Genomic DNA, 15,902 nt, shown 5'->3' on the forward strand with positions numbered 1-15,902 from the left:
GGCCGTCCGCTCGCCCCGATACGCTGAGCGGGTGACCGACCCGACCCACTGGACACTCACCCTCGTCTGCCAGGACCGCCCCGGGATCGTCCACGCGGTGAGCGGCGCCGTCGTCGCGGCCGAGGGGAACATCACCGAGTCGCAGCAGTTCTCGAGCGAGGACACGAACACGTTCTTCATGCGGCTGCAGGTGCTCGCACCCGTCTCGCGTGCGGCGTTCGAGGCCGCGCTCGCCCCCGTGGTCGAGCGGTACGACATGACCGTGCAGCTCGACGTCGTCGGGCGCCCCCTGCGCACGCTCGTGCTCGTGTCGAAGGCCGGTCACTGCATGAACGACCTGCTGTACCGGCAGCGGAACGGACAGCTCCCGATCGAGGTGCCCCTGGTGCTGTCGAACCACCCGGACCTCGGCGAACTCGCCGCGTTCTACTCCGTGCCGTTCGAGCACCGTGCGGTCGTCGACGAGGCCAGCAAGCGTGCCATGGAAGCGCGAGTCCTCCAGGCCGTCGAGGAGCACGACATCGAGCTCGTCGTGCTCGCCCGCTACATGCAGATCCTCTCGCCCGAGCTGTGCGCGGCGCTCGCCGGCCGCGCGGTGAACATCCACCACTCGTTCCTGCCCGGGTTCAAGGGCGCCAACCCGTACCGGCAGGCCCACGCGCGGGGCGTCAAGCTCATCGGGGCGACGGCGCACTTCGTGACGAGCGACCTCGACGAGGGGCCGATCATCGAGCAGAACGTCGTCCGGGTCGACCACTCCCGCACGCCGCAGCAGCTCGTGTCCATCGGACAGGACGAGGAGTCGCGCACGCTGACCCAGGCCGTCCGCTGGATCGCCGAGGACCGCGTGCTCCTCGACGGCGGCTCCCGCACGATCATCTTCCGGTGAGCGACATGTCGAACCCGCCGCAGTCCCCCGTCGACTGGGAGGACGTCCCACCGCCCGCAGCCGGCGCGGGCCACGCCGCCCCCGCTCCAGGCCGCGCCGCACCCGCCGTGGGCCGCACGTCGGCGGCGGGGGCTCCCCGAGCCTCCCGGCCGCGCCGCCGCGTCGACGTCTGGACGGTCGTCCGGGTGGCCGTCATGGTGTTCGGCCTGTTCTCGCTCGCGTACTGGGGCTACATCTCGTGGGCCTTCCCGAGCCCCGCCGTCGTGTTCATGGTCGGCGCGCCGGTGTTCGCCGCACTCGTCTGGTTCTTCTTCCGCTCGCCGCGGTCCCCGATCCCGACGGACGCGGTCGGCAAGACGATCGTCGAGGTCGCGCTCATCGTCGCCGCGGGCGGCGCCTGGCTCTCCATCGGCCGGCCGTGGGTCGGACTCGTGTTCATCGTCGTCGCCGCGGTGTCGGGCATCGTCGTCGGTCGCCGGGAGACCGCACCGTGACCGGCGGGGAGGCCCGGACCACGCTCCTCCGCGCCGCTCGCGCGGTCGACGTGTCCGGGATCGTCGAGGACCCGTGGCTGCTGCTCGACGGCGACACGATCCGAGCGACGGGCAGCGGGCCGGACGCCCCCGCAGCGGAGGAGGTGATCGACCTCGGCACGGCCACGATCACGCCCGGGTTCGTCGACCTCCACGGGCACGGTGGGGGCGGCGGCGCCTACGACCACCCGGACCAGATCCCGACGGGACTCGCCGTCCACCGTGCACACGGCACGACACGGTCGGTGATCAGCCTCGTGGCGAACCCCGTGCCGGTGCTCGTCGACCACCTCACCGCGATCCGCGCGCTCGCCGCCCGGGACCCACTCGTGCTCGGCGCGCACCTCGAGGGACCGTTCCTGTCGCCCGACAACCGCGGCGCACACCACCCCGCGTACCTGGTCCCCCCGGAGCCGGACGCCGTCGCCGCGCTGCTCACCGCGGGCGAGGGGGTCCTGCGCCAGATCACGATCGCGCCGGAACTGCCCGGCGCCGAGCGGGCGATCCCCGCCGTCGTGGAGGCCGGGGTCGTCGCCGCGGTCGGGCACACCACGGCGGACCACGGAACCGCGCAGCGGGCCTTCGACCTCGGTGCCTCGATGCTCACCCACGCGTTCAACGCCATGCCGGGGATCCACCACCGCGCCCCCGGGCCGATCTCGGCCGCGATCGCCGACGACCGCGTCACGCTCGAGCTCATCCTCGACGGCGTCCACGTCGCGCCGGCGGTCGCGCGGATCCTGCTCCGCGCCGCCCCCGGCCGTGTCGCCCTGATCACCGACGCGATGGCGGCCGCCGGCTCCCCCGACGGCGACTACATGCTCGGCGACCTGGGGGTGCGGGTGACCGACGGCGTCGCGCACGTGGCCGGCTCGGACACCATCGCCGGCTCGACGTTGACGCAGGACGCGGCCCTCCGCATCGCGCTGACGCAGACCGACGTGTCGCTCGTCGATGCCGTCGCGGCGCTCACGGCCGTCCCCGCGGGTGCCATCGGCGAGGGGGAGCGCCTGGGCCGACTGGCACCCGGGTACGCGGCCGACGTCGTCGCGTTCCGCGGGGACTGGACCGTCGCGGGGGTGTGGGCTGCGGGGGTGCCGGTGGCCGGGGCCTCCGCCGACTGACGGTCAGCCGGCCAGGAGTGCCCGGGCGCGCGACGCCGCACCGAGCGCCACCGCGTCGCTGCCCAGCCGGGCCCGCTCGACCCGGACGACGGCACCGCTGACGGGGGGTTCGGCCTCGAGCGCCCGGCGCATCGGCGGCTCGAGCAACGCCCACGCGGCGGACACCCCGCCGCCGATGACGACGGTCCGGACGTCGAGGATCCCCGCGGTCAGGAGGATCGCCCGCGCGAGCCCCCACCCGGCGGCGTCGAACACCGCACGGGCGTCGGCGTCGCCGGCCTCGGCAGCGGCGGCGACCTCGTGCGCGTGGCGGGTCCGGCCCGTGCGCTCGGCGTAGCGAGCGCTGATGCTCCGCGCGGACGCCAGGGTCTCGAGGTGCCCGCGCTGCCCGCAGGTGCACCGGGCGTCGCCGAACCCCGGGACGTGACCGATCTCGCCGGCGGCACCACCGGGCCCGTCGTACAGCTCGCCCGCCAGGATGAGTGCGCCGCCGACCCCGGTGCCGAGCGTCATGCCGAGCACGTCCCGCTCCCCCGCCACGGCGCCGGCCGAGACCTCGCCGCGGAGGAACGCGTTCACGTCGTTGTCGAGGGTCCCCGGGACGCCGAGCGCGGCCTCGATCGCTGCGGTCACCCCGAAGCCGGCCCAGCCGGTGAACGAGTCGCCGGTCACGAGCACGGTGCCGCTCGCCGCGTCGACGACACCGGCCGCGCCCACCCCGACGCCGATGAGCGTGCCGTGCTGCCGCGAGAGCAAGGCGCCCACCGCCGCGACCGCCGCGCGGACGATCGCAGCGCCGCCGTCGTGCGCCGGTGTCGGGACGTCGGTCCGGTCGAGCACCACGAGGTCCTCGGTGCACAGCAGCACCTTCGTGTTCGTGCCGCCGACGTCGATCCCGGCGAGCAGGCGACGTGGTGCATCGGTCGGGAGGGCCGGGGCCGCGGTGTCCGTGCGGCTCACGCGCGTTCCCCCGGGACCGGTCCTCCGGAGCCGGCGGCGAGCGCCGCCTGTCGCTCCGACCGTCGGCGGCGCTGGAGCACGGGGTCCGGGACCGGCACGGCCGCGAGGAGCCGGCGCGTGTAGTCGGTCTCGGGGTGCAGCAGCGTCCGGCCGGTGGGGCCCTGCTCCTCGATCCGCCCGCCGCGCATGACGACGACCCGTGCGGCGAAGTGCTGCACGACGGCGAGGTCGTGCGACACGAACAGGCACGCGAACCCGAGGTCGTGCTGCAGGTCGGTGATGACCTCGAGCACGGCCTCCTGCACGCTGACGTCGAGGGCACTCGTCGGTTCGTCGGCCACGAGGAGCTTCGGCCCGAGCACGAGGGCCCGGGCGAGACTGACGCGTTGCCGTTGCCCTCCCGAGAGCTCGCGCGGCGCGCGTCCGGCCAGGGCACGGGGCAGCCGGACGGCGTCCAGGGCCTCGGCGACGAGGCGGTCCCGTTCGGCACCCCCCATGCCCCGGCGGTGGACTCGGAGCGGCTCGGCGATGCACTCGCCGACCGCCATCCGGGCGTCGAGCGACGCGACCGGGTCCTGGAGGACCACCCCGATCCCGCCCTGGAGGGCCCGTCGTGCACGCCCTCGCGTCCGGCGGAGGTCCTGGCCGAAGAGCGCGACGGTCCCGGAGGTGGGCAGCACGAGGCCGAGCGCCACCCGCGCCGCGGTCGACTTGCCCGACCCGGACTCGCCGACGAGGCCCACGGTCTCCCCGGCGTGCACGCGGATGTCGACCCCGGCGAGGGCCTGCACGGCGCGGCGGCCACGACCGAAGGCGACCCCGACGTCCCGCAGGTCGACCACCGGAGGCGTGCCGTCCCTCCCGACCGTCGACGGGTCGTCCGGGACGGGCGCGGGCCGGTCCGGATCCGCCACGAGGAGCCGCGGCACAGCGGCGAGGAGCCGCTTCGTGTACTCGTGCTCCGGTCGGAGGAGGACGTCCTCGACGCTGCCGGTCTCGACGATCTCGCCGTGGAGCATGACGGCGACGCGGTCGGCGAAGTCGGCGACGACACCCATGTTGTGCGTGACGAGCAGCACCCCGGTGCCGGTGTCGACGGCGAGGCGGCGGAGCAGTTCCAGGATCTCGGCCTGGACGGTCACGTCGAGTGCGGTGGTCGGTTCGTCGGCGATGAGGAGCCGCGGTTCGTTCGCGATGGCCATCGCGATGACGACGCGCTGCCGCTGGCCGCCCGACAACTGGAACGGGAACGCGGAGGCGCGCTGCTCGGGGTCGGGGATGCCGACGCGGCGGAGCAGGTCGACGGCCTCGCGAGCGGCGTCGGCCGCCGTGACCTGCCGGTGGTTGCGGATCACCTCGGCGATCTGGGCGCCGATCCGGGTGAGCGGGTCGAGTGCGGTCGCGGGTTCCTGGAAGACCATCGACACCGTCCGGCCACGGAGTGCCGCGAGCGACGGCTCGGACGCGCCGACGACGTCGGTCCCGCCGACCGCGGCTCGGCCGCTCGGCGTGGCGTTCGGGGCGAGCAGGCCCATCGCGGCGAGCGCGATCGTGGACTTGCCCGATCCGGACTCGCCGACGAGAGCGAGCGTCTCGCCCGGCCGGACCTGGAGGGACACCCCGCGCACCGCGGGCACGGCGCCGGTCTCGGTGGCGAAGGTGACGTCGAGGTCCTCGACGTCGAGGATCGGCACGGTCGTCTGGGTGGTCGTCGGCATCAGCCGCGTCCTCTCGCGTCGAAGGCGTCCCGGAGCCCGTCGCCGATCGCGTTGAACGCGCAGACGACGAGGATCACGGCGAGGCCGGGCGGCAGGATGAGCCACCACCGGCCCGAGTACGCGGCGGTGAGGCCCGCCGAGAGCATGCCACCCCAGTCGGTCGCGGGTGGCTGCACGCCGAGGCCGAGGTAGGACACGTAGGCGACGAGGAGGATCGCGTCGGCCACCTGGAACGTCGCGGCGACGACGATCGTCGACACGGAGTTCGGGAGCACGTGACGCATGACGGCGCGGGCGTGCGTGCCGCCGATCGCCCGGAGCGTCAGGACGTAGTCGCGGTTCTTGAGCGTCAGGGTCTCGGCTCGGATGAGGCGCGACGGCACGAGCCACGACACGAGGCCGAGGATCACGATGAGCCCGAGGACGTCCGGCGTGGAGATCGCCGAGATGACGAGCAGGATGAACAGCGCGGGGATGGCGATGCCGGCGTCGACGACGCGCATCATGACCGCGTCGACCCATCCGCCCGCGTACCCGGCGATCGCACCCCAGAGCGTGCCGATGACCGTGGCGAGCAGCCCGGCGGCGAGACCGACGAGGAGCGACACGGTCCCGCCGTACATCAGGCGACCGAGCTCGTCGTGGCCGACGGCGTCGGTGCCGAGCAGGTGTGCGCCGCCGGGCCGGAGGTTCGCCTGCGACAGCGTGGTGTGCGTCTGGTCGGTCGGGTACACGAGTGGGCCCACGAAGCAGAACAGCACGAACAGGACGACCACGACGAGGCCGACGACCGCGAGCCGGTTGCGGAGGAACCGGCGCAGCGCGATCCGGAAGCCGGTGGCACCGACGACCTCGACGGCGGGCCCGGCGGCGGAGTCCGGGCTCAGTGGCGTCTGCCCGGGTTGGAGGACGGCGCTCATGCGGGACCTGCCTTGCTTCGGGGGTTCGGGGACCGGTCGCCGGTCATGCCGTCGCCGCCCTGACGCGGGGGTCGACGATCGACTGGATGACGTCGGCCAGGAGCGTGCCGACGACGGTGGCCACGGAGATGACGAGGACGCAGCCGAGGAGCACCGGGTAGTCGGACGACTGCGCGGCACTCCAGAACAGCAGGCCCATGCCCGGGTAGTTGAAGAGCTGCTCGACGACGAGCGATCCGCCGAAGAGCACCGGGACGTAGTACCCGAGCATCGCGATCACCGGCGTGAGCGAGTTGCGGAGGACGTGCCGTCGGAGGATCGCACCCTGTCGTGCGCCGCCGGCCCGCGCGGTGCGCACGTAGTCCTCCTGGAGGTTCTCGAGCGTCGACGACCGCATGTACCGACTGAACACGGCGACCATGGCGGCGGCACCGGTCACCACCGGGAGGACGAGACCGGCCGGGTCGGCGAAGACCTCGGCGAGCGTGTTGCCGTTCGGGGCCTGCGAGGGGAACCACGGCAGGACCTGGCTGAACACCACGATGACGACGAGCCCGAGGAAGAACACGGGGGTGGAGTACGCCACGAACGCGAGGGTCGTGACGACGTAGTCGACCGGCTTGTTCCGCCGGACGGCCTGCCACATGCCGAGCGGGATCGCCACGGCGAGCGCCACGACGGCCGACAGGATCGTCAGCACCAGGGTCTTCGGCAGTCGCTCGACGATGAGCTGCGTGACCGGCTCGTTCAGCGTGTACGAGGAGCCGAGGTCGCCGCGGAGCAAGGTACCGAGGTAGTAGACGTACTGCACGACGAGGGGCTTGTCGAGGCCCTGCTCGCGGTTGAACTGCGCGATCTGCAGGCTCGTGGCCTTCGCCCCGAGGATCCCGCGAGCGGGACCCCCGGGGAGCGTGTGCAGCAGGCAGAACACGATCACGGTGACGATGAACACCACGATCACGGCCTGCAGCACACGCCGGGCGATGTAGAGCGCAGTGGTCACTTGCTCCACTTCCACTGCGCGGGGTGGAAGTTCGCCAGGGAGTCCTGGTCGAACCCGGTCAGGCCCTTCTTGACGACCGAGATCTGGTAGTCGGGGCTCGGCAGCCAGATCACCGGCAGGTCCTTCGCGACCGTCGCGCTGTAGTCCTGCACCGCGCTCGAGTCGGTCGACGTGGTGCTGGCCGAGATGAGCTGGTCCACCTGCTTGTTCGAGTAGTTCCCGAAGTTCGCGCTGCCGGCGGTCTGGAACAGCGAGTCACCGGTCGGGTACGCGTTGAAGTACCAGCTCCCGGCGGTCCCGAAGAACGACAGCTGCCACTTGCAGATGTCCTGGTCGGCGGTGCACTGCGGCGTCTGCGACAGGACCGTGTTGACCGGAGCGGTCTTGATCGAGAACCCGATGCCGGTCTTGGCGAGCGAGGACTGGATCGCGCTCATCATGTTGTCCGTCACGGTCGAGCCGGACTGCGACAGCACCTGCATCTGGAACTTCGTGCCCTTGGCGACGCCGGCACCGCACTGCGAGCTCCCGGACCCGGCGTCGGTGCAGACCATCGTGCCGTTCTGCTCGGTCCAGCCGTGGCTCGTGAGCAGGGCCTTCGCCTTGCTGCTGGAGTACGGGTACGGGTTGTCCGTCTGGGTCGACGAGACGAAGTCGGACTTCTGCGCCTGCGGGACCGGCCCGTAGCCCGGCGTCGCGGTGCCGTTGAACACGACCTTGGACAGCTGCGGCTGGTTGATCGACATCTGCACGGCCTGACGGGCGTACAGCTGCTGGAACACCGGACCCATGGTCGGGTTGTGGAAGTTGTACGGCATGTACGTGATCGCCCATCCGTTCCACGGCTCGACCGAGTAGCCCTTGGACGTGAACGAGGCCTTCTGGTCGATGTCCGAGGGACTGATGTAGCCGTAGTCGACGGAGCCCGAGCGGAGCGCGTTCGTCTCGGCGTCGCTCGTGGTGAACGGCAGCAGGTCGACCGTCGTGATCGAGGGCTTCTCGCCGCCGTCGTACTTCTTGTTCGCGATCAGGACGACCTTGCCCGAGGTCGAGAACGAGTCGATCGCGTACGGGCCGGAGATCGTGGTCCAGAGCTTGTTCGAGTCGTACCCGGAGATGTCCTTCGCCGCGGCGTTGAGGAACTTCCACACCTGCTTCGCACCCGCGGTCGTGCGGTCGGCGTCACCCACCGAGCCGTTCGCGCTCGTCTTGTCCCAGGCGTGCTGCGGGAGCGGGGTGATGAGGCTCAGCTCGTTCGCGAGCATCCACTGCTCGTTGTAGGCCTTGTCGAACGTGATCGTGAAGTGTCGGTCGTCGATCGTCTTCAGGGACGTCCAGTTGTCGGGCGCCTTGCCCTCGTTGTAGCTCGCCCAGTCGGCCTTGTTCGCCTTGATCACGTTGAACCAGAACTCGACGTCGCGCGAGGTGATCGCCTTGCCGTCGCTCCAGTGGCGGTCGCCGAGGGTGATCGTGACGCTCCTGCCGTCCGAGGCGAAGTCCGCGGCCGTGGCGATCGAGCCGGCCTTGTTCCAGGCGATCTTGCCCGTCGAGCCGTCGTACGCGATGAGGGGCTCCCAGAGCGACGACGCGATCGACCCGTTGTTCGTGTTGAGGTGCGCCGCGGTCCCGATCGGCAGGATCCAGTTCGGCGTGAAGTTCGCGGGCAGGGCGTAGTCGATGGTGTCGGAACCCGACGACCCGCTCGATCCGCCGGAACCGGCGCAGCCGGCGAGCAGTGCGGACGCCGCGACGGCGACTCCCGCGACGAGCGCCCAGGGGCGGCGGGGACGCCCGGTGCGTGCTGTGGACATTGCTGTTCTCCTTCGAACGGGGCCGGTCGGCACCAGGGGTGGAAGGCGGAGCGGAGGGGTGGCGCGTGCTGCTGCACAGTCAAGGGCCTGACGAGGTGGAGAAAGAAGTCCCGCCGTGTAAAAACTGCGTTTCTGCGGAACTGCGGAAAGCCAGGGCGACAGCGCAAGGCCGTACACTCGCCACCACCCCACCCGCGATGGAGATAGTTCGACCATGTCTGGAGAAAGTCCCCGGGACCGGTCCCGTGGCTGAGCTCACTGCCCGCGTGCTCGAGCTCATCGCCTCGGGACAGGCGACCAGCCGCACCGAGATCGCCACGCACCTCGGCGCCGCGCCGTCGACCGTGTCGCTCACCGTCGGGCAGCTCATCGCGAACGGCCTCGTGGCCGAGGAGGGCACCCGCTCGTCGACCGGCGGACGCCCCCGGAAGGTGCTCCGCCTCGGGGGCGTCGACGAGTACGCGCTCGCGGCGGACCTCGGCGGCACGCACGCCCGGGTCGGCGTCGTCCTGCCGGGCGGTGGCCTCAGTGACGTCCGCACGATCCCCTTCGCCATGGTCGACGGGCCGCGCCCCGGGCTCGAACGCCTGGCGGAGGTGCTCGAGGAACTGGCCACACGCCGGGGCCGGAGCGCGCTCCGCGGCGTCGGGCTGAGCCTCCCGGGCCCCGTCGACGTCGAGGCGGGCGTCGTCGACCTGCCGAGCCGCATGCCGGGCTGGAACGGGTTCCCCGTCGCCGCCTGGCTGGCCGAGCGGTTCGGGGTCACGGCGGCCGTCGACAACGACGCGAACTGCATGGCCGTCGGCGAGCACGCGGTGCAGCCGCCGGAGCGTCGCCAGGCGATCATGGTGAAGGCGGGCTCGGCCATCGGTGCGGGGATCATCGCCGACGGCCGGCTCTACCGGGGTGCGACCGGAGCGGCCGGGGACATCACGCACGTGCGCATCGACGCGGCCGGCGACACCCCGTGCTCGTGCGGCAACACCGGGTGTCTCGAGACCGTGGCGTCGGGCGCGGCCCTCGTGCGCATCCTGCAGGAGTCCGACGTCGACGTGGCCACCACGCAGGACGTCGTCGCGCTCGCGACCGACGCCCACCCGGCCGCGACCCGCGCCGTCCGCCGTGCGGGCAAGTACCTCGGCGAGGTGCTCTCCGCCAACGTCAACTTCTTCAACCCCGACGCGGTGTACCTCGGTGGCATCCTCTCGACCGTCGAACCCTTCGTCGCGGCCGTGCGCAGCCAGCTGTACGAGGGGTGTCACCCGCTCGTCACCCAGCACCTCACCATCGAGCGGGCATCGCTCGGGGCCGACGCCGGCCTCGTCGGCGCCGGGCAGTTCGCCCTGCAACGCGCCCTCACCGCCACCCTCGACGCCGTCGCCGGCGCATCCATCACCAACCACCACCGGAGGATCCGTGTCCCCTGAACCCAGCCCGTCCCTCCCGGTCATCGCCGTCGCCGGACTCGGCATCGAGTCGTCGACGTTCTCACCGGCCCGGACGCTGGCCCCGGCGTTCCACCCGCTCCGCGGCGACGAGATCATGGACCGGTACCCGTTCCTCCGCGCCGGGCAGCCGCTCCGCGAGGCCGCCCGGTGGCGCGGTGCGCTCGTCGGCAAGGCACTGCCCGGCGGGATCGTCACGCGGGACGCGTTCGAGGAGCTCGCCGGCGAGATCACCACCCGGCTCGACGCCATCGTCGGCAGCGGGGCGATCGACGGCCTCTGGTACGACATCCACGGCGCGATGACCGTCGAGGGCCTCGACGACGCCGAGGCGGTGCTGCTCGCACGGATCCGTGAGGTCGTGGGCCCGGACGTGATCGTGTCGACGTCGATGGACCTGCACGGCAACGTGTCGCGGGAGCTGGCCCACGCCTCCGACCTCATCACGTGCTACCGGATGGCGCCGCACGAGGACGCCCTCGACACGAAGGAGCGGGCGGTCCGCAACCTGGTCGACCTGCTGGCCGCGCAGCCGACCCTGCCGTCCGCCACCGACGCCGCCGACGGCGGGGCCGCCCCGCGCGTCCGTCCCGTGAAGGCGTGGGTGCCGGTGCCGGTGCTGCTCCCCGGCGAGCAGACCTCGACGCGGATCGAGCCCGCCGCGCACATCTACGCCGGCGTGCCGGAGGTCGAGGCCACCGACGGCGTCGTCGACGCCGCAATCTGGGTCGGGTACGCGTGGGCCGACGAGCCACGGAACCGCGCCGTCGTCGTGGTCACCGGATGGGACGAGGACGCCGTCACCGCGGGCGCCGAACGCCTGGCCCGGAGCTTCTGGGAGGCCCGCGAGGACTTCGCGTTCGTCGCGCCCACCGGCTCGTTCGCCGAGTGCCTCGACGCCGCGCTGGCCTCCGACGCCCGCCCGTACTTCATCTCCGACTCGGGCGACAACCCGACCGCCGGTGGCGCGGGCGACATGACGTGGGGCCTCACCGAGCTGCTCGCCCGACCCGAGTTCGCCGAACCGAGCGGTCCGACCGTCATCTACGCCAGCGTCCCCGGACCGGAGGCGATCCGTACCGCCGTCGCGGCCGGCGTCGGCGCCACCGTGACCGTCACGGCCGGGGCCGAGGTCGACGACCGGCACGCCGGACCCCTGACCATGACCGGGCGGGTGCACGCCGTCCGACACGGCGATCCGGACGCCGTCACCGAGGTCGTCCTGCAGGTGGGCAGCGTGTTCGCGATCCTCACGGAGCTCCGGAAGCCGTACCACCACGAGCACGACTTCACCGACCTCGACCTCGACCCGCGGTCGGCTGACGTCGTCATCGTCAAGATCGGGTACCTCGAGCCCGAGCTGTACGACATGGCGGCCGACTGGATGCTCGGCCTCACCCCCGGCGGCGTGGACCAGGACCTCGAGCGACTCGGCCACCGGCGCATCCGCCGCCCGATGTTCCCGTTCGACCGGGCCTTCCCCGCCGAGCCGGACCTGTCGGCGCGCATCCTGCCGGCCTCGGACGTGCCGCTCACCGGGCCGGACGAGTGAACGACCGGCAGCCGACGTCCGCAGCCGTGGTCGGGCCTCCCGGCCGGGAGGCCCGACCAGCGCTCGAGATCGCGGTCACGTCCGCCGCGGGTGCGGTCGTCGCGCGCGATGGCGGCGCGGACCGCGTCGAGCTCTGCGCGGCGCTCGAGCTCGGCGGCGTCACCCCCGCGCAGGGACTCGTGGAGGCCGTGGTCACCGTCGGGATCCCCGCGCACGTGCTCGTGCGGTGTCGGCCGGGTGACTTCGTGTACGACGAGGACGAGATCGCCACGATGATCCGCGAGGTCCGGGCGGTCGTGGCCTCCGGCGCGCGGGGCGTCGTCGTCGGGGCGCTCGGGCCGGACGGGATGCTCGACATCGCGACGATCGCGCGGCTCCGGAGCGCGGCTCGGGACGTCCGGGCCGATGTCGAGGTCACGGTGCACCGCGCGATCGACCACGCCGCGGACCCGATCGCCGCCGCCGCGACCCTGCCGACGCTCGGCGTCACGCGGGTGTTGACGTCGGGTGGTGCCGCGACCGCGCCGCAGGGCCTCGCGACCATCACGCGGATGGTCGCCGCGGCCGGTCCGGTGCAGGTGATGGCGGGGAGCGGCGTGGCACCGCAGGACGTCCCCGCGTTCGCGAACGCGGGTGTGGCGGCCGTGCACCTCTCCGCGAAGCGGCTCGTGGCCGGGCGTGGGACGCGAGGGAGTCGCGTGCCCATGGGCGTCGCGGGCGAGGACACCCACCTGGTCACGGACCCGGCCGTCGTGGCGGCGGCGCGGGCCGCGGTCGACGCGGTGCGCTGACGCCGGGGTTCCTGCCAGGCTGTGGGCATGAGCCTGATGATCTCGCCCTTCGACGCGCGAGCGACCCGCACCAGTGGCAAGTACACCGACTTCCCGCCGGACGTGATCCCGATGTTCGTCGCCGAGATGGACTGCACGCTCGCCGAGCCCGTCCGCGACGCCATGATCGCGGCCGTGCAGGGTGGCGACACCGGGTACCTGGGGTCCTCTCGGGAACTGCCGGACGCGTTCGCGGACTTCGCCGAGCGGCGGTGGGGGTGGCGCGTCGAGCCGGACCTCGTGCACACGACCACCGATGTGTCCGTCGCAGCGGTCGAGGTGCTCCGGCAGGTGACGGAGCCCGGTGACGGCGTCGTCGTCATGCCGCCCGTGTACCCGCCGTTCTGGGAGTTCGTGGACGAGGCCGGATGCGTCGCGGTCGAGGTCCCGCTCCTGCCGCCGTCGGACGCCGACGACGACGCGACGCCGTTCCCGACGACCGCCGGCTGGCGGATCGACCTGGACGGGGTGCGCCGCGCGTTCGCCGACGGGGCGCGCACGGTGCTGCTCTGCAATCCGCACAACCCGCTCGGTCTCGTGCACAGCCGGGAGGCCCTCGCCGCGTTGGCCGCGCTCGCCGCGGAGTGGGACGCGGTCGTGGTGAGCGACGAGATCCACGCGCCGCTCGTGCACAGCGCGACGCGGTCTTCACGCCGTTCCTCGCAGCCTCGGACGACGCGGCCCGCGTCGGGGTCACGGTGACCGCGGCGAGCAAGGGATGGAACATCGCGGGGACCAAGTGCGCCATGATGATCGGCGCCTCGGACCGGGCCGCTGCGTGGTTCGACGCCCTGCCGCGCGAGGTCGAGTGGCGGACGAGCATCCTCGGGTACCTCGCCAGCACGGCGGCCTACCGTGACGGCGAGCCGTGGCTCGAGACCCTGCTCGGCGAACTCGTCGCGAACCGTCGTCTGCTCGCCGAGCTCCTGCCCGAGGTGGTGCCGGGGGCGCGCTACCGGCAACCGCAGGCGTCGTACCTGGCGTGGCTGGACCTCCGCGGCACGCCGTGGGGTGACGACCCCGCGACGCCGCTCGTCGACGCGGCACGGGTCGCACTGGGCCACGGACCGGAGTTCGGCACGCCCGGCATCGGGCACGCCCGGCTCAACTTCGGGTGCTCCGAGGAGACGCTGCGCGAGGCCCTCCGCCGGATCGGCGACGCGACGACCCGCGCCGCGCGCTGACCCTCGGACACGACGACGGGCCCGGTGCGTGTGCACCGGGCCCGTCGTCGTCCATGCGCCGGAGGACCGGGAGTGTTACTTGATCTGCGCCGTGATGGTCGCGACACCCACGAGGAGGTTGCTCTTGACGGCGGTCGTGCCGAACGTCTTGTTGAGCAGCGCGGCGGCGTCCGACGACACGTGCACGGTGGTGCCGGTCAGGATCGCGTCGTCGCCCTGGAGCTTCAGCGGCTTGAGCGTCCCACCGTGCAGGGCGAACAGGTAGGCCTGCGTCGCGGCGGGCTTGCCGTTGACGAGCACGTCACCGTAGAGCTTCGAGCTGCCGGGGTTGACGGTGAAGTTCTCGAGCGTCACGGTGGTCGAGCCGCCCTTGAGGGTCAGGCCCGAGCCGTCGTGCTCGATGAGGCCCTGCACGTAGGGGCGGTAGTCGCTCTTCGGCGACCAGTAGACGACGCTGCCACCGGTGATCGGGAAGGAGACGGTCGACCCGGACAGCTTCGCCGAGCCGCTGACGCCCGGGGTGAGCTTCAGCGAGGTCAGCGCGCTCATGAAGCCGCTGTCGAGCGCGACCGCGGTGTCGCCGCCCTTGATCTCGGGGACGGCTGCGGCCGGGGCGGGGATCTTCGACGACGACGACGCGGCGAGGTGCACGGCGGGGGCCGCGGCGTTCGCGGCGCTGACGCCGAAGCCGCCGAGCCCGGCGACGAGCGCTCCAGCGGTGGCGATGGTGACGGTGGTCTTGGTGAATCCACGCATGATGACTTCTCCCTTGCTGTGGGCACGCCGAACACACCCTGACTGAGGGTGGAGAACCAGCCGCAGGTGGCCGGTGAGCGCTTCGAGCATTTGCTCGGTCTGTGCAGGTAGTTCGGCGCCCCCACGGAGGTGGATTGGTCGGCCTCGGAGCAATTCTCCGATCGCTCGGATGGGGTTCGGACGCTCGCAACTGTATTGCGTGCAATACTTGCTGCATGGACACGCCTGCCCCCGTCGACGAGATGGTCTGCTTCGCGATCTACGACGCCGCCCGGGCGACGACCCAGGCGTACCGCGCACTCCTCGCCCCCTGGGGCCTCACGTACCCGCAGTACCTCGTGCTCGTCCTCCTCTGGGACCGCGGCCCCCTGACGGTCGGCGCGCTCGGCGACCACCTCGACCTCGACTCGGGCACGCTCTCACCGTTGCTGCGGCGCATGGCGGACGCGGACCTCGTCACGCGTGAACGCAGCCGCGCCGACGAACGGGTCGTCGAGATCGCGCTGACCGACCACGGCCGGGCCCTGCAGTCCGACCTCGCCCACGTGCCCGGGTGCATCGCAGGCGGGATGGCGATCGACCTCGACACGGCACGTGGACTCATCGACACCCTGCACCGCGTCACGGCGGGGATGCAGGCGACCACGGCCGGCGCACGCTAGCCGCGCCTCCCGTCCGGCCCGGCCGGGAGGCCCCACCCACCCCCGTCACGCGCCGCGTGACGACCACGAACAGGAGACACCATGGACGCCCTCTACACCGCAGAAGCCCTCTCGACCGGCGAAGGCCGCAACGGCCACGTCCGGACCACCGACGGCACGCTCGACCTCGACATGGCGATCCCGAAGGAGATGGGCGGCTCGGGCGCCGGCGCGAACCCCGAGCAGCTGTTCGCCGCCGGGTACGCCGCCTGCTTCCACTCCGCGCTCCAGGGCGTCGCCCGGGCACAGAAGGTCTCCATCACCGACACCACCGTCGGCGGCCGGGTGCAGATCGGCGCGAACGGGCAGGGCGGGTTCCAGCTGGCAGTCCACCTCGAGGTCGTCATCCCCGGGATGGAGCACGACGCAGCACAGGCCCTCGCGGACGCGGCGCACCAGGTCTGCCCCTACTCGAACGCGACGCGTGGCAACATCGAGGTCACGATCAGCGTCTCGGACGACTGACCCCACGTCGA

16 protein-coding genes are annotated in these 15,902 nt (G+C 72.4%); 10 read left to right on the top strand and 6 right to left on the bottom strand.

Going from position 1 to position 15,902, the window contains the following annotated elements; translation table 11 throughout:
* Positions 1–31: 31 nt before the first annotated feature.
* From purU to DEI82_RS06205, 3 genes are read left to right on the top strand one after another with little or no spacing between them, the layout of a single operon-like run.
* On the top strand, positions 32–889 hold the full coding sequence (gene purU / locus DEI82_RS06195; RefSeq protein ID WP_111036139.1) for a formyltetrahydrofolate deformylase: 858 nt from the start codon (positions 32–34) through the stop codon (positions 887–889).
* Between the two features lie 5 nt (positions 890–894).
* On the top strand, positions 895–1,383 hold the full coding sequence (locus tag DEI82_RS06200; RefSeq protein ID WP_258371994.1) for a YrdB family protein: 489 nt from the start codon (positions 895–897) through the stop codon (positions 1,381–1,383).
* Entirely contained in the window at positions 1,380–2,546 is a 1,167-nt protein-coding gene (locus tag DEI82_RS06205) for an N-acetylglucosamine-6-phosphate deacetylase (RefSeq protein WP_111036141.1), read from the top strand. The genes DEI82_RS06200 and DEI82_RS06205 overlap by 4 nt, the downstream gene beginning before the upstream one ends.
* Positions 2,547–2,549: 3 nt before the next feature.
* Here the strand turns inward: DEI82_RS06205 and DEI82_RS06210 are convergent, their stop codons facing one another.
* The 5 genes from DEI82_RS06210 to DEI82_RS06230 are packed head-to-tail and all read right to left on the bottom strand — an operon-like array spanning position 2,550 to position 8,958.
* Entirely contained in the window at positions 2,550–3,506 is a 957-nt protein-coding gene (locus DEI82_RS06210; protein WP_220037239.1) for an ROK family protein, read from the bottom strand.
* Positions 3,503–5,224, bottom strand: coding sequence for an ABC transporter ATP-binding protein (locus DEI82_RS06215; RefSeq protein WP_111036142.1), 1,722 nt, complete (start codon positions 5,222–5,224; stop codon positions 3,503–3,505). Before DEI82_RS06215 ends, DEI82_RS06210 begins: the two co-directional genes overlap by 4 nt.
* On the bottom strand, positions 5,224–6,144 hold the full coding sequence (locus DEI82_RS06220; RefSeq protein ID WP_111011522.1) for an ABC transporter permease: 921 nt from the start codon (positions 6,142–6,144) through the stop codon (positions 5,224–5,226). Before DEI82_RS06220 ends, DEI82_RS06215 begins: the two co-directional genes overlap by 1 nt.
* Before the next feature lie 43 nt (positions 6,145–6,187).
* Positions 6,188–7,147, bottom strand: coding sequence for an ABC transporter permease (locus tag DEI82_RS06225; RefSeq protein WP_111011523.1), 960 nt, complete (start codon positions 7,145–7,147; stop codon positions 6,188–6,190).
* On the bottom strand, positions 7,144–8,958 hold the full coding sequence (locus tag DEI82_RS06230; RefSeq protein ID WP_111036143.1) for a peptide ABC transporter substrate-binding protein: 1,815 nt from the start codon (positions 8,956–8,958) through the stop codon (positions 7,144–7,146). The genes DEI82_RS06225 and DEI82_RS06230 overlap by 4 nt, the downstream gene beginning before the upstream one ends.
* 245 nt (positions 8,959–9,203) lie before the next feature.
* On the opposite strand from DEI82_RS06230, the gene DEI82_RS06235 reads away from it, so the two are divergent.
* Genes DEI82_RS06235 through DEI82_RS16595 form a run of 5 tightly spaced genes read left to right on the top strand, consistent with a single transcriptional unit; the run spans position 9,204 to position 13,969 of the window.
* Complete coding sequence (locus DEI82_RS06235) at positions 9,204–10,385, top strand: ROK family transcriptional regulator (protein ID WP_220037240.1); 1,182 nt, start codon at positions 9,204–9,206, stop codon at positions 10,383–10,385.
* A complete protein-coding gene (locus DEI82_RS06240; RefSeq protein ID WP_111036145.1) occupies positions 10,375–11,955 on the top strand; it encodes a M81 family metallopeptidase in 1,581 nt (526 codons plus the stop codon). The genes DEI82_RS06235 and DEI82_RS06240 overlap by 11 nt, the downstream gene beginning before the upstream one ends.
* Positions 11,952–12,746: a copper homeostasis protein CutC gene (locus DEI82_RS06245; protein WP_258371985.1), complete on the top strand. Its 795-nt coding sequence runs from the start codon at positions 11,952–11,954 to the stop codon at positions 12,744–12,746. The genes DEI82_RS06240 and DEI82_RS06245 overlap by 4 nt, the downstream gene beginning before the upstream one ends.
* Before the next feature lie 27 nt (positions 12,747–12,773).
* A complete protein-coding gene (locus DEI82_RS16590; RefSeq protein WP_309146639.1) occupies positions 12,774–13,487 on the top strand; it encodes an aminotransferase class I/II-fold pyridoxal phosphate-dependent enzyme in 714 nt (237 codons plus the stop codon).
* Positions 13,484–13,969, top strand: a complete 486-nt coding sequence (locus DEI82_RS16595) for a hypothetical protein (RefSeq protein WP_309146640.1) — start codon at positions 13,484–13,486, stop codon at positions 13,967–13,969. Before DEI82_RS16590 ends, DEI82_RS16595 begins: the two co-directional genes overlap by 4 nt.
* 75 nt (positions 13,970–14,044) lie before the next feature.
* Here the strand turns inward: DEI82_RS16595 and DEI82_RS06255 are convergent, their stop codons facing one another.
* On the bottom strand, positions 14,045–14,725 hold the full coding sequence (locus DEI82_RS06255) for a hypothetical protein (protein ID WP_111013061.1): 681 nt from the start codon (positions 14,723–14,725) through the stop codon (positions 14,045–14,047).
* A 215-nt stretch (positions 14,726–14,940) separates the two neighbouring features.
* On the opposite strand from DEI82_RS06255, the gene DEI82_RS06260 reads away from it, so the two are divergent.
* Complete coding sequence (locus tag DEI82_RS06260; protein WP_258370124.1) at positions 14,941–15,387, top strand: MarR family winged helix-turn-helix transcriptional regulator; 447 nt, start codon at positions 14,941–14,943, stop codon at positions 15,385–15,387.
* Between the two features lie 81 nt (positions 15,388–15,468).
* Positions 15,469–15,891 (top strand): organic hydroperoxide resistance protein, encoded by a 423-nt coding sequence (locus tag DEI82_RS06265; RefSeq protein ID WP_111011529.1) that lies wholly within the window; start codon positions 15,469–15,471, stop codon positions 15,889–15,891.
* Positions 15,892–15,902: the final 11 nt, after the last annotated feature.

Origin of the sequence: Curtobacterium sp. MCBD17_019 (genome assembly GCF_003234555.1) — a bacterium.
Taxonomy (GTDB): Bacteria; Actinomycetota; Actinomycetes; order Actinomycetales; family Microbacteriaceae; genus Curtobacterium.